27 protein-coding genes and 3 tRNA genes are annotated in these 25,918 nt (G+C 68.4%); 18 read left to right on the forward strand and 12 right to left on the reverse strand.

From position 1 onward, the window contains the following. Positions 1–140: 140 nt before the first annotated feature. Together E0W80_RS04005 and E0W80_RS04010 are read left to right on the forward strand one after the other, a co-directional pair. The gene (locus tag E0W80_RS04005) at positions 141–863 is read left to right on the forward strand and encodes an FCD domain-containing protein (RefSeq protein ID WP_131491398.1); all 723 of its coding nucleotides are present in this window, start codon (positions 141–143) and stop codon (positions 861–863) included. 10 nt (positions 864–873) lie between these two features. Continuing rightward, positions 874–2,139, forward strand: a complete 1,266-nt coding sequence (locus E0W80_RS04010) for an alpha-hydroxy acid oxidase (protein ID WP_131491399.1) — start codon at positions 874–876, stop codon at positions 2,137–2,139. Positions 2,140–2,170: 31 nt separating this feature from the next. Here E0W80_RS04010 and E0W80_RS04015 read toward each other — a convergent pair whose 3' ends face one another. The 6 genes from E0W80_RS04015 to E0W80_RS04040 all read right to left on the reverse strand — a co-directional run bounded on the left by E0W80_RS04015 (position 2,171) and on the right by E0W80_RS04040 (position 7,988). Next, positions 2,171–3,013 carry a DUF1295 domain-containing protein gene (locus E0W80_RS04015; RefSeq protein ID WP_131491400.1) on the reverse strand — a complete coding sequence of 281 codons (843 nt, stop codon included), beginning with the start codon at positions 3,011–3,013 and terminating at the stop codon, positions 2,171–2,173. Between the two features lie 53 nt (positions 3,014–3,066). After that, complete coding sequence (locus E0W80_RS04020; RefSeq protein WP_131491401.1) at positions 3,067–3,822, reverse strand: HAD-IIB family hydrolase; 756 nt, start codon at positions 3,820–3,822, stop codon at positions 3,067–3,069. Then, positions 3,819–4,295: a VanZ family protein gene (locus tag E0W80_RS04025; RefSeq protein ID WP_131491402.1), complete on the reverse strand. Its 477-nt coding sequence runs from the start codon at positions 4,293–4,295 to the stop codon at positions 3,819–3,821. Before E0W80_RS04025 ends, E0W80_RS04020 begins: the two co-directional genes overlap by 4 nt. Before the next feature lie 66 nt (positions 4,296–4,361). After that, a tRNA-Pro gene (locus E0W80_RS04030) sits at positions 4,362–4,438 on the reverse strand. A 56-nt stretch (positions 4,439–4,494) separates the two neighbouring features. Continuing rightward, positions 4,495–5,436, reverse strand: a complete 942-nt coding sequence (locus tag E0W80_RS04035) for a metallophosphoesterase (protein WP_131491403.1) — start codon at positions 5,434–5,436, stop codon at positions 4,495–4,497. Next, positions 5,427–7,988: a transglycosylase domain-containing protein gene (locus E0W80_RS04040; protein WP_227991768.1), complete on the reverse strand. Its 2,562-nt coding sequence runs from the start codon at positions 7,986–7,988 to the stop codon at positions 5,427–5,429. Before E0W80_RS04040 ends, E0W80_RS04035 begins: the two co-directional genes overlap by 10 nt. Before the next feature lie 89 nt (positions 7,989–8,077). Between E0W80_RS04040 and E0W80_RS04045 the strand changes: the two genes are divergently transcribed. Continuing rightward, positions 8,078–8,302, forward strand: a complete 225-nt coding sequence (locus tag E0W80_RS04045) for a hypothetical protein (RefSeq protein ID WP_131491404.1) — start codon at positions 8,078–8,080, stop codon at positions 8,300–8,302. Beyond that, positions 8,299–8,757, forward strand: coding sequence for a RidA family protein (locus E0W80_RS04050; RefSeq protein ID WP_131491405.1), 459 nt, complete (start codon positions 8,299–8,301; stop codon positions 8,755–8,757). The genes E0W80_RS04045 and E0W80_RS04050 overlap by 4 nt, the downstream gene beginning before the upstream one ends. A 79-nt stretch (positions 8,758–8,836) precedes the next feature. On the opposite strand, the gene acs is transcribed toward E0W80_RS04050, so the two are convergent. Continuing rightward, a complete protein-coding gene (acs, locus tag E0W80_RS04055) occupies positions 8,837–10,804 on the reverse strand; it encodes an acetate--CoA ligase (RefSeq protein ID WP_131491406.1) in 1,968 nt (655 codons plus the stop codon). A 402-nt stretch (positions 10,805–11,206) separates the two neighbouring features. Here acs and E0W80_RS04060 point away from each other — a divergent pair, with 402 nt between their 5' ends. The 12 genes from E0W80_RS04060 to E0W80_RS04115 all read left to right on the forward strand — a co-directional run bounded on the left by E0W80_RS04060 (position 11,207) and on the right by E0W80_RS04115 (position 21,570). Further along, positions 11,207–12,208 (forward strand): TadA family conjugal transfer-associated ATPase, encoded by a 1,002-nt coding sequence (locus tag E0W80_RS04060; RefSeq protein WP_131491407.1) that lies wholly within the window; start codon positions 11,207–11,209, stop codon positions 12,206–12,208. Continuing rightward, positions 12,202–13,104: a type II secretion system F family protein gene (locus E0W80_RS04065; RefSeq protein WP_205802297.1), complete on the forward strand. Its 903-nt coding sequence runs from the start codon at positions 12,202–12,204 to the stop codon at positions 13,102–13,104. Before E0W80_RS04060 ends, E0W80_RS04065 begins: the two co-directional genes overlap by 7 nt. Positions 13,105–13,161: 57 nt before the next feature. Continuing rightward, positions 13,162–13,359 carry a DUF4244 domain-containing protein gene (locus tag E0W80_RS04070; protein ID WP_047521780.1) on the forward strand — a complete coding sequence of 66 codons (198 nt, stop codon included), beginning with the start codon at positions 13,162–13,164 and terminating at the stop codon, positions 13,357–13,359. A 14-nt stretch (positions 13,360–13,373) separates the two neighbouring features. After that, on the forward strand, positions 13,374–13,745 hold the full coding sequence (locus E0W80_RS04075) for a TadE family type IV pilus minor pilin (protein ID WP_131491408.1): 372 nt from the start codon (positions 13,374–13,376) through the stop codon (positions 13,743–13,745). Then, positions 13,745–14,074, forward strand: a complete 330-nt coding sequence (locus E0W80_RS04080; protein ID WP_131491409.1) for an Rv3654c family TadE-like protein — start codon at positions 13,745–13,747, stop codon at positions 14,072–14,074. The genes E0W80_RS04075 and E0W80_RS04080 overlap by 1 nt, the downstream gene beginning before the upstream one ends. A 77-nt stretch (positions 14,075–14,151) precedes the next feature. Next, on the forward strand, positions 14,152–17,028 hold the full coding sequence (gene topA, locus E0W80_RS04085) for a type I DNA topoisomerase (RefSeq protein WP_131491410.1): 2,877 nt from the start codon (positions 14,152–14,154) through the stop codon (positions 17,026–17,028). Next, positions 17,025–17,654 carry a dTMP kinase gene (tmk, locus tag E0W80_RS04090; protein ID WP_131491411.1) on the forward strand — a complete coding sequence of 210 codons (630 nt, stop codon included), beginning with the start codon at positions 17,025–17,027 and terminating at the stop codon, positions 17,652–17,654. The genes topA and tmk overlap by 4 nt, the downstream gene beginning before the upstream one ends. 71 nt (positions 17,655–17,725) lie before the next feature. Then, positions 17,726–18,883 carry a DNA polymerase III subunit delta' gene (locus tag E0W80_RS04095; RefSeq protein WP_131491412.1) on the forward strand — a complete coding sequence of 386 codons (1,158 nt, stop codon included), beginning with the start codon at positions 17,726–17,728 and terminating at the stop codon, positions 18,881–18,883. Then, positions 18,880–20,433 (forward strand): alpha/beta hydrolase, encoded by a 1,554-nt coding sequence (locus tag E0W80_RS04100; RefSeq protein ID WP_131491413.1) that lies wholly within the window; start codon positions 18,880–18,882, stop codon positions 20,431–20,433. The genes E0W80_RS04095 and E0W80_RS04100 overlap by 4 nt, the downstream gene beginning before the upstream one ends. A 69-nt stretch (positions 20,434–20,502) precedes the next feature. After that, a tRNA-Thr gene (locus E0W80_RS04105) sits at positions 20,503–20,575 on the forward strand. 66 nt (positions 20,576–20,641) lie between these two features. After that, positions 20,642–21,223 (forward strand): isochorismatase family protein, encoded by a 582-nt coding sequence (locus E0W80_RS04110; RefSeq protein WP_131491414.1) that lies wholly within the window; start codon positions 20,642–20,644, stop codon positions 21,221–21,223. After that, complete coding sequence (locus E0W80_RS04115) at positions 21,220–21,570, forward strand: DUF1697 domain-containing protein (RefSeq protein WP_240740453.1); 351 nt, start codon at positions 21,220–21,222, stop codon at positions 21,568–21,570. Before E0W80_RS04110 ends, E0W80_RS04115 begins: the two co-directional genes overlap by 4 nt. Before the next feature lie 200 nt (positions 21,571–21,770). Here E0W80_RS04115 and E0W80_RS04120 read toward each other — a convergent pair whose 3' ends face one another. After that, a complete protein-coding gene (locus E0W80_RS04120; RefSeq protein ID WP_131491415.1) occupies positions 21,771–21,986 on the reverse strand; it encodes a hypothetical protein in 216 nt (71 codons plus the stop codon). Positions 21,987–22,011: 25 nt separating this feature from the next. Between E0W80_RS04120 and E0W80_RS04125 the strand changes: the two genes are divergently transcribed. Then, complete coding sequence (locus E0W80_RS04125; protein WP_047521568.1) at positions 22,012–22,527, forward strand: CGNR zinc finger domain-containing protein; 516 nt, start codon at positions 22,012–22,014, stop codon at positions 22,525–22,527. A 29-nt stretch (positions 22,528–22,556) separates the two neighbouring features. On the opposite strand, the gene E0W80_RS04130 is transcribed toward E0W80_RS04125, so the two are convergent. Then, on the reverse strand, positions 22,557–23,102 hold the full coding sequence (locus E0W80_RS04130) for a type 1 glutamine amidotransferase domain-containing protein (RefSeq protein WP_047521566.1): 546 nt from the start codon (positions 23,100–23,102) through the stop codon (positions 22,557–22,559). A 172-nt stretch (positions 23,103–23,274) separates the two neighbouring features. Between E0W80_RS04130 and E0W80_RS04135 the strand changes: the two genes are divergently transcribed. Then, complete coding sequence (locus tag E0W80_RS04135) at positions 23,275–23,727, forward strand: hypothetical protein (RefSeq protein WP_047521564.1); 453 nt, start codon at positions 23,275–23,277, stop codon at positions 23,725–23,727. A 9-nt stretch (positions 23,728–23,736) separates the two neighbouring features. On the opposite strand, the gene E0W80_RS04140 is transcribed toward E0W80_RS04135, so the two are convergent. The 3 genes from E0W80_RS04140 to E0W80_RS04150 all read right to left on the reverse strand — a co-directional run bounded on the left by E0W80_RS04140 (position 23,737) and on the right by E0W80_RS04150 (position 25,798). After that, a complete protein-coding gene (locus E0W80_RS04140) occupies positions 23,737–24,525 on the reverse strand; it encodes a CPBP family intramembrane glutamic endopeptidase (protein WP_165875386.1) in 789 nt (262 codons plus the stop codon). A gap of 401 nt (positions 24,526–24,926) precedes the next feature. Continuing rightward, positions 24,927–24,999, reverse strand: a tRNA-Lys gene (locus E0W80_RS04145). 139 nt (positions 25,000–25,138) lie between these two features. Beyond that, on the reverse strand, positions 25,139–25,798 hold the full coding sequence (locus E0W80_RS04150) for a fasciclin domain-containing protein (RefSeq protein WP_047521562.1): 660 nt from the start codon (positions 25,796–25,798) through the stop codon (positions 25,139–25,141). Positions 25,799–25,918 lie beyond the last annotated feature (120 nt).

Below are 25,918 nucleotides of genomic sequence, written 5' to 3' on the forward strand. Positions count from 1 at the left end.
CCGGATCCTGCGGTGACGCCGCTCCGCAGGGTGCTCCGTGAATTCTTTGCGGAGTTGTGCGCCTGAACGAACCCGAGGCTGCCTGTGTTGCGTGGTCTGACCACAGGAAGATACGCTGTGGTCAGACCACAGGAGGATCGATGAGTGAACAGCCGGCGCGCGCCTGGCAGCTCGTGCTCGAACACATCGAGCGCGACCTCCTCGACGCTCGTCTGGGCCCGGGGGACAGGCTCCCTTCGGAGCGTGACCTCGCGAACGAGCTCGGTGTCGGGCGCTCCAGCGTCCGTGAGGCGTTCCGTGTGCTCGAGGTGATGGGTCTCATCCGCACCGCGACAGGCTCGGGTCCGCAGTCCGGCGCCATCGTCATCGCGACCCCGACCGGAGGGATGTCCGTGCTCCTCCGGCTGCAGGTCGCCGCGCAGGGCTTCCCGTTGGACGACGTGGTGCGCACGCGCCTGGTGCTCGAAGACGCGGTGGTGACGGCTCTCGCCGCATCCGCAGATCGCGACACGACACGCGCGCACCAGCTGCTCGAGGCGATGGACGCGTCAGGTCTCGCTCCCACGGAGTTCCTCGCCCTCGACGCCCAATTGCATCTCTCCCTCGCCGAAGCCAGTGGCAACACGGTCATCGCCGCGATGATGGCGGGCCTGCGTTCATCCATCGAGTCCTACGTGCAGGCGGGCGTCGCCGCGATCCCCGACTGGGACGCGATGGCGGAGCGGCTGCGCACCGAACACCGGGCCCTGGTCACCGCGATCGACGAGGGCGATGGCGATGCCGCTCGCACTCTCGTCCATTCGCACATCACCGGCTACTACACGTCCGCGGGGCTGACCCGCGACCTCCATCCCCTGAACTGAGAGGCACACCATGGTGCAGCGCCAGCTCCCGAATCCCGTCGAACTCCTCGACCTCATGAAGTTCAAGAAGCCGGAGCTCGACGGTCGCAAGCGCCGTCTTGATGCCGCACTCACGATCGACGATCTTCGTCTGATCGCCAAGCGCCGCACGCCCAAGGCGGCTTTCGACTACACCGATGGCGCCGCCGAGGGCGAACTCTCGCTCTCGCGCGCCCGGCAGGCGTTCCAGGACGTGGAGTTCCACCCGGGCATCCTGCGGCCCGCTCCCGACGTCGACACGAGCGTCGAGATCCTCGGCGGCCCCTCCGCGCTGCCCTTCGGGATCGCGCCCACGGGCTTCACCCGGTTGATGCAGACCGAGGGCGAGGTCGCCGGTGCCGGAGCCGCCGGCGCTGCGGGCATCCCGTTCACGCTGTCCACCCTCGGCACCACGTCGATCGAGGGCGTCACGGCCGCCAACCCGCATGGGCGCAACTGGTTCCAGCTCTACGTCATGCGCGACCGGGAGATCTCGTACGAGCTCACCCGCCGCGCCGCCGCGTCCGGCTTCGACACCCTCCAGTTCACAGTGGACACCCCGGTCGCGGGTGCCCGTCTGCGGGACAAGCGGAACGGCTTCAGCATCCCGCCGCAGCTCACGCTCGGCACGATCATCAACGCGATCCCGCGGCCGTGGTGGTGGTTCGACTTCCTGACGACTCCGAAGCTGGAGTTCGCCTCCTTGAGCACCACGGGCGGAACGGTCGGTGAGCTGCTGGACGCCGCGATGGACCCGACGATCAGCTACGACGATCTCGACGTGATCCGTGACATCTGGCCAGGGAAGATCGTGATCAAGGGCGTGCAGAACGTCGAGGACTCGGTGCGCCTGCGTGATGCGGGAGTCGACGGCATCGTGCTCTCGAACCACGGCGGACGACAGCTCGATCGTGCGCCGATTCCGTTCCATCTCCTGCCCGAGGTGCGACGGGCCGTCGGCGACGACTTCACGGTCATGATCGACACCGGCATCATGAACGGTGCCGACATCGTCGCCGCCGTGGCGCTCGGGGCGGACTTCACCCTGATCGGGCGCGCGTACCTCTACGGCTTGATGGCCGGCGGGCGCCAGGGGGTCGACCGGACGATCGCGATCCTGCGCAGTGAGATCGAGCGCACGATGCGTCTGCTGGGGGTCTCCTCACTTGCGGAGCTCGAACCGGGACACGTCACTCAGCTCACGCGCCTGGTGCCCGTGGCGAGGGCGGCTGCGGACGCGCGCACGCGCACGCGCTGAGCGGGAGTGGCGGGGCGACCCCCGGACAGGCTCAGGCCTGCGGGGCGACGGCCCTGCGGCGCGGCGGCCACGGCACCAGCATCGACGTCGTCCGGCGATACTCGGCGTAGGCCGGATACTTCGACGCGGTGATCGACTCGGTGAAGACCGTCGAGCCGATGAAGAGCACCGTCAGCAGGGCAGGGCCGATGATCGTCGGATTCAGGACGCCACCGAGCACACCCGCGCCCGCCGCAGTGGCGGCCGTCGCACCGATCGCGTAGAGGGCCCACCACTGTGCCTGCTCGAAGAAGAAGTTCGGGTGTCGGCTGTAGCGGAACAGCCCGGTGGTCGCGAAGCCGGGGGAGAGGGAGCCGCCCGCCTGCTTCTTGCGCTGATGGAAGGCCCACTGCTGCTGGTCGGCGATGGTCTCGCCGACCAGGAAGGCCAGGAACGCCGCGATGAAGAGCGCGTCCCACCCCGTGAGCGCCGAGGGGTTCTGCGCGGCGACGAGGGCCGGCAAGGTGATGAGGACGAGCAGTGTCATCTGATAGCCGATGATGAACAGCAGGTTGAAGATCTGGAACTGCCAGGGCCGCATGCGTGCGCGAAGAATCGCCCAGCGGTAGTCCTCCATGCCCGTGTAGCCGCCCTTGCGCGCGAAGTTGAAGGTCAGGCGGGCTCCCCAGGCGGTCACGAGCACCCCCATCAGCACGACGCGCGCCGATCCTTCGCCCTGCGCGAAGGCACCGGCGACGAAGATCCACACGTAGGCCACGGGCACGATCGACCAGGCACGGTCGACCCACGAGGTGTCGCGGGTGGCCAGGGACAGGATCCAGCAGGCCGCGCTGGTGGCCGCGGCGACGATGATCACGATCAGCAAGGCGTCCATGTCGCCATGCTAGGGCCACGCGGTGACGTCGTGCCGTGCGACACCGCGGCGGCTCAGAGCGAGCGCAGGAGCTCGTCGAGCTTGTCGGCGGTGTCTTCCCAGCCGTCGACGGCGACCGACGGCACGCCGATGGCCAGCACCGGGTAGTCGTTCCCGCCCTCGTCGAGCCGGTCGCCGTAGAACAGCATGTCCGTGAGCGGGATCCCGGTGTGAGCGGCGAGCTGCGTCATCCCGAAGGCCTTGTCGATGCCGGCGCGGGTGATGTCGATCGAGGTCGATCCGCCGGAGCGCACCTCGAGGCCGGGGAGGCGAGCGGCGACCGCATCCCGCAGATCCGCACGCTTCGCCCCGGTCGGATCCCAGTCGTGCTTGGCTTCGCGCGGGGCGCGCTGGCCCAGCGCGGAGAAGGTGATCTGCGATCCGCGGTCCTCGAGGATCTCGCCCCAGGGGTCCGCTTCCCAGAGCCCGAGACGCTCGGCCTCTTCGCGCAGAGCGGTCAGGGCCGCCTGCTTCTCCTCGTCGCTGAGGTCGTGCGCGTAGACGGGCACGAAGTCCGCCCCGTCGTGGCGCAGATACCGCGTGCCGCAGGTGGGCAGCAGATGGAGTCGTGCGAGCGCAGCAGGGTCCGCGTCACCGAGGCGGGCGACGACCTGCGAGCGGAACTGCGCCTCGTTGCCGCCCGAGATGATCGCGACGTCCACGGTGCGCAGCAGAGCCCGCAGCTGTTCGGCGATGCGCGGGTCGATCACTCCCTTGGACGGCGCGAGCGTGTCGTCGAGATCGAAGGCGACGAGGACAGGCGTGGTCATGGTGTCTCCAGCCTAGAAGATGGGCGCGGGGAGGCGCGCGGGGCGAACAGCAGTGTGCACATGACGGCGAGGGCCACGCCGAACACGGCGCCCGTGGAGTTCGCCAGGACATCGGTGAGGGTCGCTGCACGATGAGGGAGTGCGAGGCGCTGAACTGTCTCGATCGCCAGGGAGAGTGCCGGTCCGACCAGCAGTGCGAGAGGCCAGACACGGCGGGGGAGCAGCACGAAGGCGAGGATGCCGACCGGGATGAAGACGAGGATGTTCGCCAGGACCTCGAGGCGGGTGAAGTCGAGCGACACCCAGCCGAGGCGATGGGCCATGCCGAGGATCACGTCGAGCAGATTGGGCATCGTGTGTTCGACGCGGGAGGGCGTCAGCGTGAGCGCCGCGAGGACGAGGAGGAACGGGATGCCGAGGGCGAGAGCCCAGGCGCGGGTGAACCGGCGCGGCGGCGGGAGCAGAGACCCCATGCGTTCCCTTCGTGCGCGAAGCCGATACAGAGAAGGCCGCCCCTGAGGGCGGCCTTCCGGTGTCACTGGTCGGGGTGACAGGATTTGAACCTGCGACCTCTTCGTCCCGAACGAAGCGCGCTACCAAGCTGCGCCACACCCCGTTTGCAACCCTCCGAGTCTACAGGGAAAAGCTCCGTGCGCCGAATCGAGACCGGGATCAGTTCCGGGCCGTGAGGGTGAGCAGCGTCGCCTCGGGGCGGCACGCGAAGCGGACCGGGGCGTAGATCGAGTGACCGCACCCCGCGCTGACGTTGAGCGGGACCGTGCGCCCGCCGTGCGACCAGGTGCTGAGGCCCTTGGCCTGTTTGAGCGGGATATCGCAGTTCGCAACGAGCGCACCGTATCCGGGCAGGCAGACCTGACCGCCGTGTGTGTGGCCGCCGAGGATCGCATCCGCGCCGAGGTCGGTGAATCCGTTGAGCACGCGCTGGTAGGGGGCGTGGGTGACGCCCAGCAACGGTGTCGATGCGTCGCGCGGACCGAGGGCACCGATCGCGTCGGGGAGCACATCGAGGCGGTCCCAGTCCCGGTGCGCGTCATTCACGCCGAAGGCGTCGACCACCGTGCCGGCGACCGTGAGGCGCGCTGCGGAGTTGTTGAGGTCGGTCCACCCCAGCTCGTCGGTGAAGTACCGGTCCATCGCCGCAGTGTCCAGCGGCGTCGGCTCATGATGCTTCTTCGACGGACCGAGGAAGTAACGCAGCGGGTTGCGCGGGGAGGGAGCGGTGACGTCGTTCGACCCGTGCACGAAGACGCCGGGGATACCGGCGAGCGGATCGAACGCCCGGCGGATGCCGGCGAGGCCGTCGAGGTGGCCGAGGTTGTCGCCGGTGTTGACGATCAGATCGGGCTTCAACTCCGCGAGCGATGCCAGCCAATCCTGCTTCCGATGCTGCCACGGCGCCATGTGCGCATCCGAAAGGTGCAGGATGCGGATCGGAGCTGAACCGGCGGGGAGGGCGGGGGCGGTGACCTCGCGCACCGTGAACAGGTAGCGCTCGATGCCGATGCCCCAGACGGCGGCAGCAGCACCGACGACCCCCACCGCGCCGAGCGCGATGAGGGCCGGGTGGGCCGTGCGCCGCGAGGCTACTCGCACGTCACTCGCACGGCGGTGGACTTGCTCGTGGCGGTGCCGGGTGCCGGATCCGTGGAGCTCACGACAGCGTTCGGCGGGTTGCACGAGTTGTCGAAGTCGATCGACGTGAAGCCGGCGGCACCCAGCGCGGCCGCCGCGTCCGCACGGGACATCCCGGCCAGGTTCCCCGGAACCGTGGTCCCCTGCCCGTTGCTGGGGGAGATCGTCACGGTCGTGCCTCCTGCAGCCTGCCCGGAGGGATCCTGGGCGACGACGATGTTCGTCGGCTGGTCGCTATCGACAGCCGGCCCGTCGGCGACCGAGAAGCCCCGGCTCTCCAGCGTCGACCGCGCTTCGTCCATCGTCATCCCGACGACGTTCGGCACCTCGGTGAGCACCCGACGGGTCAGGTTGTTGTCGGGGCGGGGGAAAGCGTCTCCGCCGTAGGCGCCGTTGGCCGCAGCCTGCGCTGCCTTCGCCAGCGGGTACCGCATGTTGTTGAGCAGGTGGTCACCGGCTCGCTTCTGGTAGATGTCGGACTGGCCCTTCCAGCGCCCGGCCCACACCGCGGTCGTGACCTTGGTGCTGGACTCGATCATCATGGTCGACCAACGGTCGTGGGTTCCGGTCTTGCCGATGAGCGGGGTTCCGTCGAACGGGTTGGCGCGGGCACCGGTGCCGCCGCCGGACATCACACCCTGAAGCGCGTAGGCGGCGGTCGCCGCGACCTCCTTCGAGATGACGCCGTCGGTGCAGGACGACTTCGGGAGCTCGCGGTCCTTGCCGTCGGGGCCGACCACGCGGTCGATCGCACGCGGTGTGCAGTACTTGCCGCCGCTGGCGACCGTGGCGTAGGCGTTGGCCATGGCGATCGGGGAGATGTTCTTCGGGCCGAGCACGTCGTACGGCACGTTCTCGTCCGTGACCTTCTTGCCGCTCGCGAGGGTGACGCCCATGCGGTCGGCGACCTGGTTGATCTCGCAGATGTCCAGCTTCGAGGCCATCGCGAAGTAGCCGCTGTTCAGGGACTGTCGGGTGAAGTCCATGACGCTCGCGGTGTAGCCGCCGCCGCCGCCGAAGTTGCCGATCTCCTTGGTGTTGGTGGTCTGTGGGCTCTCGCACACGGGGATCTTCAGGTTCGTCTGCACCCGGCCGTTGAGGACCTCGTTGACGGAGTGGCCCTTCTCGAGCCAGTCGATCAGGGTGAAGAGCTTGTAGACCGATCCGACCTGGAACCCGCCCGAGTTGCCGTGCGTCGTGTCTCCGGCGAAGACCAGCGAGCTCTTCGCCAGGTCGTCCGTCGTGGTCTCATCGAACTGCGTGTTCTGCGTGATCGACAGGATGCGTCCGGTGCCCACCTCGATCGATACTCCGGCAGCACCGAAGTAGTCGTTGTCGTAGTTGGCCGGCACGATGTCCTTCATCGCCTGCGCGGCGGGGTCCTGGATGCGGTAGTCCAGCGAGGTGTAGATCTTGAGGCCCCCGCGACGGAGCAGGTCCGCCCGGTCCTGCGGCTCCTTGCCGAATGCCTCGTCGTTCAGCACGATCGACTTCACGTACTGGCAGAAGTAGGCGTTGGCGCCCGCGGAGGCACAACCCTGCGTGGGCGGGTTGAGCGAGGGAGTGATCTCGGAGGCGTCGGCCTCGTCGTACTGCGCTTGGGTGATCTTGCCGTCCGCGAGCATGCGGCCGAGCACGTAGTGACGCCGATCCTTCGTGAGGGCGTAGCCGCTCTCGGCGGTGTTGAGCGCCTCACCCTTCGAATTCGTGATGGTGCCCTCGGGCTTGTCGATGCGGTACGTGTTGGGGTTCTGCACGATGCCCGCCAGCGTCGCCGCCTGCGCGACCGTGAGCTTCGCCGAGGTCGTGTTGAAGTAGTAGTTGGCCGCGGCCTCGATGCCGTAGACCGTTCCGCCGAAGTTCGCGATGTTCAGGTAGCCGAGGAGGATATCGTTCTTCGAGAACTCCTTCTCGATCTGGATCGCGTAGCGCATCTCCTGGAGCTTGCGCTCGATGCCGTCGGCGCCCGTCGCGTTCGTCGCGTCCTTCCAGCACTGCTGCAGATCCTCGTTGTGCGTCTCCGAGGTCGTGTCGACCTTCTGCTCGCACTCCTGGATCAGCACGTTCTTCACGTACTGCTGGCTGATGGTCGATGCACCGCGGCTGGAGGTGCCGCGGACGTTGTCGATCAGCGCCTTCACCGTCGCGCCGACGTTGACGCCGCCGTGGCTGTAGAAGCTCTTGTCCTCACTGGACAGGATCGCGTCGTAGAGCACCGGGGAGACCTGCTCGTAGGTCACGGGCACACGATTCTGCTCGTAGAACGACGCGAGGGCGACGTTCTTGCCGTCGGGCGTCGTGGCGTAGATCGTGGACTGCTCCATCGGCGTGCCCGGGTTGAGGTTCTCGGGGAGCTGGTCGAAGAGCGTGAGGGCCTGGGTGCCGGCGAGGCCGGTCATCGTGAGGACGGGCGTGACGCTCGCTGCGACCAGGAGTCCGGCGACGGCACTCAGCCCGACGAGCCCGACGAGTCCGCCGAGCACGCCTCTCACCGTGCGATTCTTTTGGGGCATACGCTTGATCGTAGGGGAGTTCCCTGAATACCGCCTTTGACGAGCCCGACGCGGAATCACGGCGTCGCGCCCCGATCGACAGGAGTGCCATGACCACGTGGGAGTACCTCACCACGCCGCTGCTCATCCACAACACCGCCGCGATCCTCAACAACTGGGGCAAGCAGGGCTGGGAGCTCGTCCAGGTCGTGCAGGGCCCCGAGGGTGGGCTCGTCGCCTACCTCAAGCGCCCTGTCACAGCCGAGGCTTCTGCCAACGCCGGCCTCGCTGCGGCGCAACAGGCCGCCCGCCAGTTCGAGGGGGAGCAGGCATGACCGTCGCTTCCCGCCTGGCCGAGCTCGGCATCGAGCTGCCCGCGGTCGCCGCACCGGTGGCCGCCTACGTGCCCGCGGTCGTGCACGGCGGGCTCGTGTACACCTCGGGCCAGCTGCCGTTCGTCGAAGGCGCGCTCCCCGCCGTGGGCAAGGTCGGTGCGGAGGTCTCCGCCGAGGATGCGAAGACCTACGCGCGGACCTGTGCGCTGAACGCCCTCGCCGCGGCAGCGGATGCCGCGGGTGGACTCGACCGCATCGCCGGTGTGCTGCGCGTGGGCGGATTCGTCGCCTCCGCCGAAGGCTTCACCGGGCAGCCCGGGGTCATCAACGGTGCCAGCGATGTGCTCGGCGAGATCTTCGGGGACGCCGGACGCCACGCCCGCGCAGCCGTCGGCGTCGCGGAGCTTCCCCTCGGCAGTCCGGTCGAGGTCGAGGTGGCCTTCCGCCTCGCTTGACCCGCCGCCCCGCCCGCGTGCGGGATCGAAAACGCGCCTCCCGGAAGCCCGGGAGGCGCGTTTTCGATCTTTCAGGGGCTTACTTCACCTGGGCCGAGATGATGCTCATCACTGCGGTGTCGGCGAGGGTCGTCGTGTCACCGACCTCGCGGCCTTCGGCCACATCGCGCAGCAGACGGCGCATGATCTTGCCGGATCGCGTCTTGGGGAGTTCGCCGACGATGTAGACGTCACGCGGACGCGCGATGGCGCCGATCTGCTCGCCGACCCACAGCCGCAGCAGCTGGGCGAGTCCGGCGGGCTCATGCGCCGCGAGGTAGCTCTCCTTGATGATGACGAACGCCACGACGGCCTGCCCGGTGGTCTCATCCGATGCCCCGACCACGGCGGCCTCGGCGGTGGCTTCGTGCGCCACCAGCGACGATTCGATCTCGGCGGTGGACAGGCGGTGGCCCGACACGTTCATGACGTCGTCGACGCGCCCCAGCAGCCACAGGTCGCCGTCCTCGTCGAGGCGGGCCCCGTCTCCGGCGAAGTAGTAGCCCTGGTCCTCGAACTTCTCCCAGTAGGTTTCGCGGTAGCGCTCCGGGTCGCCCCAGATTCCGCGCAGCATGCTCGGCCAGGGCTCCGTGATGACGAGCAGGCCGCCGTTGCCGTTGCCGACTTCGACACCGCTCTCGTCGACCACATCGATCGAGATCCCGGGCAGCGGCACCTGGGCGGACCCGGGCTTGGTCTCGGTGACGCCGGGGAGGGCGGAGACCATGATCGCTCCGGTCTCGGTCTGCCACCAGGTGTCGACGATCGGGGTCTTGCCTGCGCCGATGACGTCGCGGTACCACATCCACGCCTCGGGGTTGATGGGTTCGCCGACCGAGCCGAGCAGGCGCAGCGACGACAGGTCGAACTTCTGCGGGACGCTGCGGCCGATCTTCATGAAGGAGCGGATCGCGGTCGGCGCGGTGTAGAAGATGGAGACCTTGTACTTCTCGATGATCTCCCACCAGCGGCCGGGGTGCGGGGTGTCCGGCGTGCCTTCGTAGAGCACCTGGGTCGCACCGTTCGCGAGCGGGCCGTAGGCCACGTAGCTGTGCCCGGTGATCCAGCCGATGTCAGCCGTGCACCAGAAGACATCGGTCTCGGGGTGCAGGTCGAACACGTATTTGTGCGAGTACGCCGCCTGGGTGAGGTAGCCGCCGGAGGTGTGCAGGATGCCCTTCGGCTTCCCGGTGGTCCCCGAGGTGTACAGGATGAAGAGGGGGTTCTCCGCCGGGAACGCCGATGCGGTGTGCTCGGACGACGCTGCGGGGACGACGTCGTGCCACCAGACGTCGCGGCCCTCGACCCAGTCGACGTCGTTCTCGCCGCGCTTGACGACCAGCACGTGCTCGACGGTCTGCTGCTCACCGTCGCCCCGATCGGCCAGTGCCTGGTCGACCGCGGGCTTGAGCGCCGAGACACGGCCCTTGCGGTATCCGCCGTCTGCCGTGATCACCAGCTTCGCTCCGGCGTCGTCGATGCGTGAGCGCAGGCTGTCGGCGCTGAATCCGCCGAAGACGACCGAGTGGATGGCGCCGAGACGCGCGACCGCGAGCATCGAGGCGATCGCCTCGGGGATCATGGGCAGGTAGATCGCGACGCGGTCGCCCTGCCCCACTCCCAACCCTTCGAGCACGTTGGCGACACGCTTGACCTCGTCGGTCAGCTCGGCGTAGGTGATGCGGCGGGAGTCGCCGGGCTCTCCTTCCCAGTGCAGCGCGACGCGGTCGCCGTTGCCGGCCTCGACGTGACGGTCGAGGCAGTTGTACGCCACATTCAGCTCGCCGTCGTCGAACCACTTCGCGAACGGCGGATTCGTCCAATCGAGCACCTGCGTGAACGGCTTGTGCCAGTGCACGAGTTCGCGGGACTGCTCTCCCCAGAAGGCCTCGCGATCAGCCGCGGCGCGCTCGTACAGCTCTGGCGAGGAGATGGTCTGGGCGATGAATTCCTCCGACGGCGGGAATCGCCGGGTCTCATCGAGAAGGTGGTCGATCTGGCTGCTCATCGGCAGGCGCTCCTTTGCGGCATTCGGTCGTTCGAGCATGGTCGTGGGGTGGACGACCAGGTCAGGGTGAATCTATCCCCGCGGACTCCCCTCGAATACTGCCGAAAGTCGGTAGTGGTTTCGGTTTTGTGAGGACGGTTGCCTTGCGTACACTCGACGACAGCCGAGATCTCATTCCGGCCTTGGTGCGCCCGATTCCCCCGATCGTGGCCCACCGTGGGCGGCATCTCATTCCCCCCGTGAGGTGCCGCCCATTTCGTTTGGGAGCGCTCCCGCGTGACGGCTCCCGCGATGCCCGATCGACTCCTGCACGGGCGTTGCCGGATGGCACTTCTACACAGGCCCCGCTCCGCCCGTACTCGACCACGTTCTCGTGCCGGGGGTGCCGCCTAGCGTCGCTGTATGCCCGATTCGTTCGTCATCCAGCCCCGGGGAGCGGCCTCCGCCCGGACGGACTCCCTCCTCGACCCTTTGCACCTCGATCCCGCGTTCGGTCCCCTTCTCGCCCACATCGACGACACCGTGACCGATGTCTTCGTGAATGGCACGGCCGGGCTGTTCGTCGACCGCGGCAGCGGCGCGGAACCGGCGACGCAGTGGCGGGCCTCCGAGCGAGAGGTCAGGGATCTGGCGGTCGCTCTCGTCGGTCTCGGCGGACGACACCTCGATGATCAAGCGCCGTGCGTGGACGTCCGTCTCGCTTCCGGCATCCGCGTGCATGCCGTGCTCGCGCCGGTCTCGACGACGGGAACGGCGCTCTCGATCCGCATCCCGAGGGTGCGCGCGGCGGATCTCGCGGCGCTCGCCGCCCTCGGCGCCTTCGACGCGCGCCAGCAGGCCTGGCTGCTCGGGCTCGTCGCCGACCGGGCGAACATCCTCATCACCGGGGGCACCGGAACGGGAAAGACGACGTTGCTGTCCGCGCTGCTCTCCGAGGTCCCGCCGACCGAGCGCATCGTCACGATCGAGGATGTGGCGGAGTTGCGTCCCCGGCACCCGCACCACGTCGCGCTCGAAGCCCGCCAGGCGAATCTGGAGGGGGCGGGCGGGATCACCCTTGCTCGCCTGGTGCGGGAGTCCCTGCGTATGCGGCCCGATCGGCTGGTGGTCGGGGAGTGTCGAGGGGAGGAGGTGCGTGAGTTGCTCAGCGCGCTCAACACCGGGCACGACGGGGGAGCGGGCACGATGCACGCCAGCGGTCTGCGCGACGTGCCCGCCCGACTCGAGGCGCTCGGTGCGCTCTCGGGAATGGATGCCACCGCGCTCGCACGGCAGGCGGTGAGCGCGTTCTCCGTGGTTCTCCATCTCGATCGAACCCCGGATGGTGTCCGTCGGATACGCCAGGCCGGTCGCCTCGTGCTCGTGGCCGATCGCCTGGATATCGAGGAGGTGTCCCCGTGGTGATCCGACTCAGGCAGGCGCACCGCAATGAGTCGGCAGGCGCCGCGGAAGCCGCGACATCGGTGCAGACGCTGGCGGTGCTGTTGCAGGCGGGCGCGGTTCCTCTCACTGCGTGGCGACATCTCGCAGGCACCGGCGACCCGCATGCGGTGGCCGTGGTCGGGCGGGTCGACGAGGGCGTCCCTCTCCTCTCAGCGATCGAAGCCGAGCGGGGGGCGTGGACCGATCTCGCAGCCGCGTGGGAGATCGCGACGACCGTCGGCGCACCTCTCGCGGAGGTGCTCCGGATCATCGCGGAGTCGCTGCGCGATGCCGCCTCGGCAGCCGACGACGTCCGCATCGCCCTCGCGGAACCCGCCGGAACAGCCCGTCTGCTGCTCTGGATGCCGCTCGCGGGGCTCCTTCTCGGATTCGCGCTCGGCTTCGACACCCTCGGCGTCATCGTCGGCACCCCCCTCGGCGCCGGGAGCGTGGTCGTGGGCCTGCTCCTGGTGCTGGCGGCGCGACAGTGGACGAAGGGACTTCTGCGGCGGGCGAAGCCAGCGCCGGGCACGCCAGGGATGCGCGCGGAACTCGTGGCCGTCGCGCTCGCCGGAGGAGCGTCCATCGACCGAGCGCTTGCACTCGTGGACGACAGCTCTGCCTCCGGAGGGAGTGACGAGCGGATCCGCGCCGTGCTCGATCTGTCCCGAGCGGCAGGGGTGCCCGCGGTGGAACTGCTCCGTGCGTCCGCGGCGCAGGACCGCCATGCCGCTCGGGTCGGAGGCCGTCTCCGCGCGGCGAAGCTCTCGACACGACTCCTGATCCCTCTCGGAGTGTGCACCCTGCCCGCGTTCCTCCTGCTCGGTGTGGCCCCGATGCTCCTGAGCGTCCTGTCATCGACACCCTTGCCGTTGTGATCGCCCGCGTGGCGGTCCCTCCTCCATGCGAAACATCTCAGAGAAAGAAGGAACACCATGACGACCATTCCCCGACTCGACCGGCGCAGGGCGGCGATGCTGTTCGGCGACGACACCGGTGCGGCCACAGCGGAGTACGCGATCACGACCATGGCGGCTGTCGCGTTCGCCGGTCTCCTCGTCGTGATCATGAGATCCGATGAAGTCCGCGGCATCCTGACGGATCTCGTGCGGCGCGCCCTGACCGTGTCGTGAGGAGGCTGCCGATCATGGCCCCGTGGCGACGACGGACGACATCGCTCATCGCCATCGGGGGAGAGCGGGGATCGGTCGCGGCAGAGCTCGCGCTCGCCGTGCCCGCTGTGGTGCTGGCGCTGCTGCTGGGCGCGGGTGCGCTCGGAGCCGCGTCGCGTCAGGTCGCGCTGCAGGATGCGTCGGCCGATGCCGCTCGCCTGCTCGGTCGGGGAGAAGGACTCGGCGCCGCAGAGGGGGTTGTGCGTGCCGCGGTCCCCGGCGCCGGGGTATCCGCGTCGCGCCGCGGTGAGCTCGTCTGCGTCACCTCGTCGGTGGAGGTCTCGTGGGGTGCGTCGGTGCGGGTGCCCTTGCGGGCGTCGAGCTGCGCGCTCGACGGAGGACTCTGATGGCGGGCACGGTGCTCGCTGCGGGCGTCCTCGCCGTGGCGGCCGCGCTGTCCCTCGGCTTGGCGGCCGTGGCCGGTGCTTCGGTGACGGCGCAGCGGGCGGCGGGCGCTGCGGATGCCGCGGCACTCGCCGCGGCCGATGCCGCCAGCGGCGCCGTGCCGACCTCGGCGGAGCCGTGCGCCCTCGCCGCGACGGTCGCAGAGGCGGCCGGTGCCGACCTCACCGGATGCGTTCTGGAGGGCTTCGTGGCGACCGTGGAGGTGCAGGCGGCGTACGCTGGACTCGCAGCCGTCTCCCGAGCCCGTGCCGGGCCACCCGAGGGACAGTGACGGCCGCGCGACCTCGCTCACTGTGAATGACCCCACACAGTGGTGTGTATGGTGTGCTTCGAAGAAAGGACGCACCCTTGGCTGAAGGCAAGAAGCTCGTCATCGTCGAGTCCCCGACGAAGATGCGGTCTATTCAGGGATACCTCGGCGACGGCTACGAGGTGCTCAGCTCCGTCGGCCACATCCGCGACCTCGCCGACAAGAAGGACATTCCGGCGGAGGACAAGCAGGCCTACGGGAAGTACTCGATCGACATCGACAACGGGTTCGACCCGTACTACGTCGTGTCCGATCGCAAGACCAAGACGGTCGCCGAGCTCAAGCGCGCCCTCAAGAGTGCCGACGAACTCCTGCTCGCGACAGATGAGGACCGCGAAGGCGAGGCGATCGCCTGGCATCTTCTGGAGACCCTCAAGCCCAAGGTCCCGGTCAAGCGCATGGTCTTCCATGAGATCACCAAGGATGCGATCCAGGCGGCCGTCGGCAACACCCGCGAGCTCGACCACGACCTCGTCGATGCCCAGGAGACCCGCCGCATCCTCGACCGTCTGTACGGCTGGGACGTCTCCCCGGTGCTCTGGTACAAGGTCAAGACCGGAATCTCCGCAGGACGCGTCCAGTCGGCGGCGACCCGACTCATCGTCGACCGGGAGCGTGAGCGCATGGCGTTCACCTCCGCCGAGTACTGGGATGTCGACGCCTCAGCCGCGGCGACCGGCACGTCCTTCAAGATCCGCCTCGTCCGCGTCGACGGCGGCCAGCTCGCACGAGGCGCCGACTTCGACGACGACGGAAAGCTCAAGAAGGCCGTCGTCGTGCTCGATGAAGCCGCGGCTTCCGCTCTCGCCGAGGCGATCGACGCGGTCGGCTCCGGCTCCGTCACCAAGGTCGAGGCCAAGCCGGGAACGCGTAGCCCCTACGCGCCCTTCACGACCTCGACGATGCAGCAGGAGGCCGGGCGCAAGCTCTCCATGGGAGCCAAGCAGGCGATGGGTGTCGCCCAGCGGCTGTACGAGAAGGGGTACATCACCTATATGCGTACCGACTCCACGTCGCTGAGCACCCAGGCGGTGCAGGCGGCGCGGAGCCAGGCGGTGGCCCTCTACGGTGATGCCGCCGTGCCGCTGAAGCCGCGGGTCTACAAGTCCAAGAGCAAGAACGCGCAGGAGGCGCACGAGGCCATCCGTCCCTCGGGCGACAACTTCCGGACGCCGGCATCGCTGTCGTCCGAGCTCGATCGCGATGAGCAGCGCCTCTACGACCTCATCTGGAAGCGCACGGTGGCCAGCCAGATGGCCGACGCGAAGTACGAGACCACCACGGTCACCATCGCCGTCGATGCCGCGGGGAAGAAGGCCGAGTTCACGGCGTCCGGAACCGTCTACACCTTCAAGGGCTTCCTCGAGGCCTACGAGGAGGGGCGGGACGAGAAGCGCGGTGACGCGGATGCCGCAGAGAACCAGTCGCTCCCGGCCGTCGCCGTGGGCGATCAGCTCGCGGTGTCGGACGCTGAGGCGAAGGGCCACCGCACCACGCCGAAGCCGCGCTACACCGAGGCTTCGCTCGTCAAGGTGCTCGAGGAGAAGGGCATCGGTCGTCCCTCCACGTTCGCGTCGATCCCCGAGACGATCCTCGACCGCGGCTACGCCGTCAAGCGCGGCCAGGCCCTGGTGCCGACGTGGCTGGCGTTCAGCGTGGTGCGTCTGCTCGAAGAACATTTCGCGGACCTCGTCGACTACGACTTCACGGCAGCGCTCGAAGACGACCTCGACACCATCGCGCGCGGTGAACAGAACCGTGTCGAATGGCTCAAGTCGTTCTACTTCGGCTCGGACTCGCACGTCGGTCTCCGCCAGGTCGTCGACAACCTCGGCGAGATCGATGCGCGTGCGCTGAACTCCACGCGCATCACCGACACGGCCACTCTCCGCTTCGGCAAGTACGGCCCCTACCTCGAGGTCGCCGACCCCGAGAACCCGGAAGCGAAGCCGCGCATCGTGAACGTGCCGGAAGACCTAGCGCCCGATGAGCTGACAGCGGAGAAGGCACAGGAGCTCATCGATGCTCCTGTCGCGGGCGACCGCGTGCTCGGGGAGAACCCGGCGAACGGCAAGATCGTCGTCGTCAAGGACGGCCGCTTCGGGCCTTATGTGCAGGAGAACGATCCGGTGGCGGAAGACGCCGCGATCGATGAAGCGACCGGAGAGGTCGTCGAGGCCCCGAAGCCGAAGCGCGGAGCGAAGAAGGAAGCGGCTCCCAAGCCGCGGACGGCGTCGCTCTTCCGCTCGATGTCCGTCGATGAGATCGACCTCGACACGGCGCTGCAGCTGCTCAGCCTCCCGCGCGTGGTGGGTGTCGACCCGGAATCCGGTGATGAGATCACGGCTCAGAACGGCCGCTTCGGTCCGTACTTGAAGAAGGGCACGGACTCCCGCTCCCTCGAGAGCGAGTCGCAGATCTTCAGCATCACGCTCGAGCAGGCGCTCGAGATCTACGCGCAGCCGAAATACGGTGCCGGTCGACGGGCGTCGAGCGCGCTCGCCGAGTTCGAGGCCGATCCCGTCAGCGGCAAGCCGATCCGCATTCGCGACGGTCGTTTCGGGGCGTACGTCACCGACGGAGAGACCAACGTGACCATCCCGCGTGGTCAGACCGTCGAAGACATCACCTTCGAGATCGCGGTGCAGATGCTCGCCGACAAGCGCGCCAAGGGGCCGGCCCCCAAGCGGGGAGCAGCGAAGAAGGCTCCGGCGAAGAAGGCGCCAGCCAAGAAGGCGGCGGCCAAGGCGACCTCCGCGAAGAAGGCTCCCGCGAAGAAGGCTCCCGCGAAGAAGGCCCCGGCGAAGAAGACGACAGCGGCGACATCGGCCGCGCGGTCGGCGGCGGCGAAGAAGGCGGCGGCCACCCGTGCGGCGAACGCGGCCGCGAAGGCCGCCGAGAAGGCGGACTCGTGACCTCAGGCCGCGGGGTGTGGATCACACTCGAAGGCGGCGACGGGTCCGGCAAGACCACGCAGTCGAACCTGCTCGCCGAGTGGCTCGTGGCTGCGGGTCGCACGGTCGTGCGCACGCGGGAACCGGGCGGCTCCGAGGTCGGCCAGCTGATCCGTGACATCGTGCTGCATCACCGTGGTGACATCGCGCCGCGCGCGGAGGCGCTGCTGTACGCGGCCGACCGTGCGCATCACGTCGCGACCGTCGTGCGACCGGCGCTCGAGCGTGGCGACGTCGTGCTGCAGGACCGCTACCTCGATTCGTCCGTGGCGTATCAGGGAGCCGGGCGCGTGCTCGATGCGAAAGAGATCCGCGACCTGTCGCTCTGGGCCGCGGAAGGTGCCCTTCCCGACTTGACCGTGCTTCTCGACCTCGATCCCGCGGCAGCACGCACCCGTCTCGACTCGGCGGACAAGCCGTTCGACCGCCTCGAGGCCGAGCAGGAAGAGTTCCACGGCCGGGTCCGCGATGCCTACCTCGCGCTCGCCGACGCCGAGCCCGACAGGTTCCTGGTTCTGGACGCCGCTGCCTCTCCCGAGAGCATCGTCGAACGGATCCGCGCGCGGGTCGGAGAGCTGCTCGGCTGATCAGGCCGCGGCTCTCCGCGCGGGGAGGTCAGGGTCCCGACGAGGTCGGTGGTCCCGATTAGGCTGAGTACATGCCCCAGACCGTTCCCGCTCCCTTCCCGTGGGTGGATGTGTGGGGGCAGGACGCCGCGGTCGACACGCTCCGTGCCGCCGCCTCCGATCCCGCCGCGCTGTCGCACGCCTGGCTGATCACCGGTCCACCCGGATCAGGAAGATCGACCCTGGCCTATGCCTTCGCGGCCGCGCTGATCGCCGATCACCCCGACGACGAGAACGTGATGCGGCAAGTGCTGGCGGGCACGCATCCCGACGTCACCGCGCTGCGCACCGACAAGGTCATCATCACGATCGCCGAGGCCCGAGGCCTGGTGGAGCGCTCCTACTTCGCCCCCTCCGCGGGGCGATATCGCGTGATCGTGGTCGAAGACGCCGACCGCATGGTCGAGCGCACGTCCAACGTGCTCCTGAAGGCGCTCGAGGAGCCGCCGGAGCAGACGGTCTGGATCCTGTGCGCCCCCAGTGAGGCCGACCTCCTGCCCACGATCCGCTCTCGCGTGCGGTCGTTGCGGCTGACGGAACCGGACGTCGACGATGTCGCGCGTCTCATCAGCCTGCGCACGGGGGCGGACGAGGCCATCGCCGAGCAGGCCGCGCGGCACGCGCAGCGCCACATCGGCATGGCCCAGCGGTTGGCGACCGACGATGCGGCACGCCGTCGCCGCGACGAGACGCTGCGATCCGTCCTCGGTGTACGCGGCGTCGGCGATGCCGTCGAGGTCGCCGGCCGGATCATCCAGGCCGCGACGGAGGATGCGAAGGCGCTCACGGCCGAGCGCGATGCGAGCGAGCGCGCCTCGCTGCTGCGCACGATCGGCATCGCGGAGGGCCAGGCTGTGCCGCCGGCGCTGCGCACCCAGCTGTCCGCGCTCGAAGACGATCAGAAGAAGCGCGCCACCCGGAGTCTGCGCGACGGGATCGACCGGGTGCTCACCGACCTGCAATCGCTGTTCCGTGACGTCGTGATGCTGCAGTTCGACCGTGGCGGCGACCTCATCAACCGAGAACTCCGTCCCGAACTCGAGGAGCTCGCGGCCGTCTGGCCCGTGACCCGTACTCTTGTCGTACTTGACCACCTAGCCGAGACGCGGCAGTCCCTGGAGCGCAATGTCGCTCCGCTGCTCGCCCTGGAGAGCTTGCTCGTGACGATCGCGAGCGGGAGGAAACCGTGAACAACCGATCGACTTCCCGCTTCCGGCGTGCCCTCGGGGTCATCGCCGGCCTCGCCGCGGCTTCCGTCGCCCTCTCCGGCTGCCTCTACGCGATGATCCCCGAGCAGTCCTCGCGGCCGTCCACGACCGCCGCTCCCGATACCGAGGGTGTGGCAGAAGACCTACTGCCGTTCTACTCGCAGGAATTGACCTGGACCGAGTGCGGCACCGGCTTCGACTGCACCGACGTCACGGCTCCGCTCGACTGGGAGAACCCGGCAGCGGGCGACATCACGCTCGCGGTCGTGCGCCACCGGGCGGAGGGGACCCCGGTCGGCTCGCTGCTGACCAACCCCGGTGGCCCTGGTGCCAGCGGTGTGGACCTCGTCCTGAACAACCTCGGATTCGCCGTCGGGGCCGACCTCATCGAGAACTTCGACGTGATCGGCTTCGACCCGCGCGGAGTCGGCGACTCGACCGCGGTGACCTGCTACGACGCCCCCGAGATGGATGACTATCTCTACGGCATCCCCGCCGCCGCCCGCGGTACCGCGGAGTGGGAGGCCGAACTGCTCGACGCGCACAAGTCGTTCGCCGAGGCGTGCGATGCGAACAGCGGCGGGATCCTGCCGTACATCACCACCGTCAACGCCGCCCGCGACATGGATCTGATCCGTGCCGTGCTGGGCGACAAGCAGCTGAACTACCTCGGCTACTCGTACGGCACATTCCTCGGCGCGACCTACGCGAAGCTCTACCCCGAGAAGGCCGGGCGTCTGGTGCTCGACGGTGCGATCGATCCCGCTGTCCCCGGCCTCGAGGTCGGCGCGACGCAGGCACTCGGTTTCGAATCGGCGCTGCGCGCCTACATGCAGAGCTGCCTCGACTCCGGGGAGTGCCCGTTCGCCGGAACGGTCGATGAAGCGATGGCCGATCTCGGAGCGCTGCTGGCGAGCGTCGATCGCACGCCGTTGCAGAGCGGAGACGGTCGGCTCATGGGCGCGGACACCCTGCTGACGGGCATCATCGCGGCGCTCTATTCGCAGGACAACTGGGGATTCCTCACGCAGGCGCTCGATGAGGCTCTGCAGGGCGACCCGACCTCGGCGTTCCTCCTCGCCGACTTCTACAACAGCCGCGAAGACGGCGTCTACATCGACAACTCCACCGAGGCGTTCCGCGCATACAACTGCATGGACTACCCGGTGGAGGACGACCCCGCCGCAGAAGCCGCCATCGATGCCAAGATCGCCGAGGGTGCCCCGACCATCGCGCCGTATTGGAGCGGTCCGGATTCCTGCGAGGTCTGGCCCTATCCGCCGACCGGAACCCGGGGTGAGATCACGGCCGAAGGTGCGGGACCCATCCTCGTGATCGGGACGACCAACGACCCGGCGACCCCGTACGAGTGGTCCGAATCGCTCGCGGATCAGCTGGAGGAGGGCGTTCTCATCACTCGCGTGGGCGAGGGGCACACCGGCTACAACAAGGGCAACATCTGCGTCGACGACGCGGTCGAGGCGTTCCTGCTCGACGACGTGGTGCCCGAAGACGGCCTCCGCTGCGAGTGAGACCGGCCCGATTCGCGAGCGAGCGCGAGACAGGGTAATATCGGTGATCGCGCCGCTCACGCGTCGCACGCCGCTTTAGCTCAGTCGGCAGAGCATTTCACTCGTAATGAAAAGGTCGTCAGTTCGATTCTGACAAGCGGCTCCGAAGGCCCCGTGATGCGAAGAACATCACGGGGCCTTTCCCGTCCCCACGGCGTAACCTCGAAGTATGAGTAGAGCGCTTCTCATCGTCGATGTGCAGAACGACTTCACCGAGGGCGGTGCGCTCGAGGTCGTGGGCGGTGATGCGGTGGCCTCCGCCGTCACGGGCTACCTCGCCGCGCACGCCACGGACTACGAGGTGATCATCGCCTCCCGCGACTGGCATGACGCCGAGGGGGACAACGGCGGTCACTTCGCCGAGACGCCGGACTTCATCGACTCCTGGCCGGTGCACTGCGTCGCCGGGACCCCGGGGGCCGACTATGATCCGCTCCTGGTGACCGATTCCGTGACCCACCACGTCCGCAAGGGTCAGGGCAAGCCCGCCTATTCGATGTTCGAGGGGGAGACCGAAGCACAGGAGACCGTCGGTGAGGTACTGGCGGCGGCCGGGGTGCTCAGCGCGGATGTCGTCGGGATTGCGACGGATCACTGTGTCCGTGCGTCAGCGCTCGACGCGATCGCCCACGGTGTCCATGTCCGCATCCTGACCGACCTCGTCGCGGGGGTCGCTCCGGAGGCGACTGAGACCGCGTTGGCCGAGCTCGTGCATGCCGGCGCGGAACTGGTCGTGAGCGCGGACGCGTGAGTCGTAGCGTCCTCCTGTTGCGGGCCGTGAACGTCAGCGGGCGCAACAGGGTTCCGATGGGGCGGCTGCGCGACGTGCTGGCAGCCGAGACGGACCTCGCCGATATCTCCACCTACATCGCCAGCGGGAACATCCTCTGCGCGACGCCACCGGCTCCCGAGACCGCACGCGCTGCTGTCCGTTCCGTGATCCACCGCGAGTTCGGGGTGGACACGCCCGTGATCCATCGGACCCATGAGCAGCTGGTCTCGTCGGAGTCCGCGCAGCCCTTTCCCGAAGGGGATGTGACTTTCGTGCACGCGATGTTCCTGGAGGGGCGGCCTGCGAGTGGTGCGCTCGCAGCGTAGGAGGAACGCCTGCTCCCTGCAGAGCGCCTCGCTCTCGTCGACGACGACCTGTGGATCGACTACGGCGAAGGCGGCGTGCATTCCACGAAGCTGACGAAGGCCGTGCTCGACCGTGCGCTCGGCGTGGCGGGCACGGCCCGCAACCTCCGCACGACACGCACGCTCATCGAGCTGACCGCGTGATCGTTGACGTCTGAGCCTCAGCGCCCAGCACCACCGAGTTCCGCGCTCACCCCGACGGGTGGTGTGTGAGGGTGCGCCTGCAGGTCGACACGTCGGGATCCGCAGTCCGCACAGCGCACGTAGAGCACGACGCCCTCGCTCGTCGGGTGTCGGGATTCCACCCGCCAGCCGTGTTCATGGGTCGCGGTCTCCGGTCGGAGGCGGGGGATGGGGAGAGTGTTCGGCGAGGTCATGCATCCAGCGTGATGTAATGGTCTTATGCATCTCAACCCTTACGGCGAGTATGCGGTCCTGCTGGCCGCGTCGTTGGCGAACGACTGGCCCGAGGATCGCGCCGGCATCGAGGAGCGCACCCTCGCCCTCGGGATGACGCAGACATTCCCGCCCGCGCCCGAGGACCATGCGGAAGTCCGAGCGGTCATCGACGACTGGCTCGCGATCGTCGACGAGCCCGATGCCGACGCGAGGGCGCTGCTGCTGAACGCACAGCTCGCCGCCGCCGCCGCGTACCCGCGGCTGACCAACCACGACGGCGAAGGCTGGCACCTGCACTACCGCGATGACGTGCCGTCGCTGCCCTACGTGCTCCGGGCGATCATCAGCCTCGGCACGTCGCTGCATCTCGTCACCCGGGGAATGAGCAGGCTCGGGCGCTGCCAGGCCGCGCCGTGCACGAATGTCGTGGCGGACGTGACGCGCAACGGTCGCCAGCGGTTCTGCTCCGTGCGCTGCGCCAACCGTGCGGCCGTCCGTCGGCATCGGGCTCGCCTCTGAGGCCGAGGTTTCGGCCTCAGAGCGCGGAATCAGGCCGTCTGGCCCGCGTGCTTCCCCTCGCCGATCTCCTCGACGAGCTTCGCGTTGAAGGCCGGGAGATCGTCGGGTGTGCGGCTGGAGACGAGTCCTTCGTCCACGATGACCTCTTCGTCGACCCAGGTCGCTCCGGCATTGCGGAGGTCGGTGGTCAGGCTCGGGTAGCTCGTGAGCGTCCGGCCGTCCACGACGTCCGCCTCGATGAGGATCCAGGCGCCGTGGCAGATCACGCCGACGGGCTTGTGCTGGTCGAAGAAGGCGCGGGCGAGCGCGATCGACGGCTTGTCGAGGCGCAGGTGGTCGGCGTTGACGACGCCGCCGGGAAGGACGAGGGCGTCGAAGCTGTCGGCCGCCGCCTCGGAGGCGAGCAGGTCGACGGCTTGCTCGTGACCGTTCTTCCCTGTGATCGCCGCTCCCGCCGGGGCGATCAGTGTCGCGCTCGCGCCCGCGGCGGTGACCGCCTCCCACGGGCTGGTGAGCTCGCTGTCCTCGAATCCGTCGGTCGCCAGGAACGCCACTCGGTTGCCGGTGAGGGTCATCGTTCATCCTTTCGTGGGGAGTCGCCCGCGGATGCGGACGAGTCGACCCTCTCCCGGAACGAGCGAGGAGTGAAGGGGGTGGCCGGGGAGCGGGGCAGGATGCTAGAGGCGGAGTCGGGCGGTCGCGGAGCGCTCCCGTCGGATCGGAGTGGGGAGGCAGTAGCATCCAGCCATGCGCTTCCGTTCTGCCCTCGTCCTCGTGCCGGTGCTCGTGCTGCTCGCCGGCTGCGCTCCTGAGCCGGCGCCGAGCCCCTCGCCGACCGCGTCGACCGCCTCGCCTTCGCCGACGTCATCTCCGACCGATACGGCGACACCCGAGCCGACCGAGTCTGCGACGGCATTCGCGACCGCCCAACTGGTGGAACTGTGCACGCAGAAGACCCGGAGTCTCGCGCCGGATGCGACCTATTTCGCCGACATGGCGACCACGGAGTGGCTCGGTGGGCAGTCGCTCTGGTTCGTTGTGATCCCGAAGACCCTGGACGGGCAGGACAGTGTCGCGGTGTGCGCGATCGGCGGCACCCCGGACGCTCCGGTGTTCGACCTCGAGGGCGAGACGCTGCCGAGCGGCGTGGCCGAGATCCGTGACGAGCTGCTGGCAGGAGTGCACGACGGCGAATCCTGAACGTGCAGGTCACTTCAGCGCATGCGACGGGGTGGTCGGGGCGAGGAGCGAGACCTGCGGTGTGCGTCGGATCACGACGACGGCGCCGATGATGCCCAGCACGAGACCGGCGATGAAGATGATGTTCGCCATGCTGAATCCCGATGCGAGCGTGGCGATCGTCGCGTTCGAGTGCTCGGCCATGGACTCCATGGCGTTGTTGAGCATGTGGACGACCATGCAGAAGAAGATCGAGCCGGTGACCCGTCGAATCGCGTAGAACGCGAACCCGACCATGATCGCGTAGACGACCTGGTATCCCGTCTCTGCGCCGGGCTCTGCGACGAAGTTGATCGAGTGAAGAAGACCGAACGCGACCGCAGTGATGACTGCGACCCAGACCTCTTTCAGGTTGCCGCGGATGCCGATGAGAAGCGCGCCGCGGAACATGAGTTCTTCCCAGACTCCGGAGTACAGCCCAGACAGGAGCGCCAGGACGATGGTCGTCGTGGGAAGGACCGCCCAGTCGGTGGAGACGGTGCAGTAGACGATGTAGAGGACCGGCCCGAACGCGAGCAGCATCGGGAGGACTCCCTTGACCCGGTTCGGTTCGAACAGCAGTGGGCGAAGCCAACCGAGCGCAGCGGCGATCCCGACGGCGATGACGACGACCAACGCCGTGCTTATCAGCATGTACAAGGGTTTCGGCAGGCCCGCGAAGGGCAGGCCTGCGATGGCGGGGAGGAAGAAGAGCGCGACGGCAAAGATCGCCCCCATCCAGATGCTGGGTTTGACGCGGTACTTGGTGGGCATGTTCATAGGGATCCTTGATCGGGACGCAGGCGGATGAGTGTCGGACCACACGCCGGAGGTGGCGCGCGGAAAGGCGACGTGTGGTGAGGGCATCGTGGACGAGCGGCCTGGCTCGGGTGGCGCGGCGCGTCCGACACCAAATAGTAACGTCGATGGATTAAATATCCAATTCGAGCGAAACGCACCGTTTGCTGCGCCGCGGGAGGCGACGCTCCGAGTGGGGAGTGGGGAGTGGGGAGTGGGGACGAGAGATCCCGCGGAGGGACGCGGCGTCGCCGGCGGGCCTCGTCGAAACGACAGCGGAGCGCGCCCGGAATCAACCGTCGGTGCGGCATGCCTCGGCGGGCCCGGCGAACCCTCCGAAGAGGAGGTCCCAAATCAGGCGAGCCATCCCCGTGCCTGTGCGGTGGGCCCCGTGGGGCTCGAACCCACGACCCGCGGATTAAAAGTCCGATGCTCTGCCGACTGAGCTAGAGGCCCCTGCGTCAAGTCTAGTGCGCAAGAAGAAGGGCCGTCAGCGACATGACTCCGCTGACGGCCCTTCTCTCCTTCTCAGGATCCTCCCCCTACTCCCGAGAAGGGCGTGCGTCGGGTGTCCTCCCACCCGACAGCGCCCGGCTTAGGATGCCGGGGGCATCAGGACCGTGTCGATGAGGTACACGGTCGCGTTCGCGGTCTGGACTCCACCGCAGATGACCTTCGCGTCGTTGACCATCAGGTCGTCGCCGCTGCCCGTGACCTCGAGCTCGGCACCCTGCACGGTCTTGTGCATGCCGTCGATGTCGGCCGGCTCGATCTGGCCGGGGACCACGTGGTAGGTCAGGATCGAGCTCAGCGTGGCGCTGTCGGTCTTGAGGGCCTCGATCGTGGCCGGGTCGATCTTCGCGAAGGCGTCATCCACCGGTGCGAACACGGTGAACTCGCCGCCGTTCAGGGTGTCGACCAGATCGACGTCGGGGTTGAGCTGTCCGCTCACCGCCGAGACCAGCGTGGTCAGCAGCGGGTTGTTCGAGGCCGCGACTGCGACCGGGTCCTGGGCCATGCCCTCGACGGATCCTGCGCCGTCCGGCACGGCGTCGGCGTATGCCGCGCAGCCGGGACCGACCAGGTTCGCCGCCGGGTCCATCTCCATCGGCGTCGACTCCGACGTCTCCGGTGCCTTCGGCTCGGACGACTCGTCCGTGGTGCTGCCGCTGCCCATGGAACAGGCCGAGAGCAGGAATGCGCTCGCCAGGCCGAGGGTGATTGCCGCGGTGACCTTCTTCTTGGTGCTGAACATGTCGAGCTCCTTCAGAACTGAGCCACGGCCTCTCCGTGGCGTCGAGTGCTGTTCGGAGCCCCTGCGGCATCGGATGGGAAGAATCTCAGAATTCTTTGAAATCGCTCCGGCAGCGGCCTC

Origin of the sequence: Microbacterium sp. PI-1, from assembly GCF_004337555.1 — a bacterium.
In the GTDB taxonomy this organism is placed as follows: domain Bacteria; phylum Actinomycetota; class Actinomycetes; order Actinomycetales; family Microbacteriaceae; genus Microbacterium; species Microbacterium aurugineum.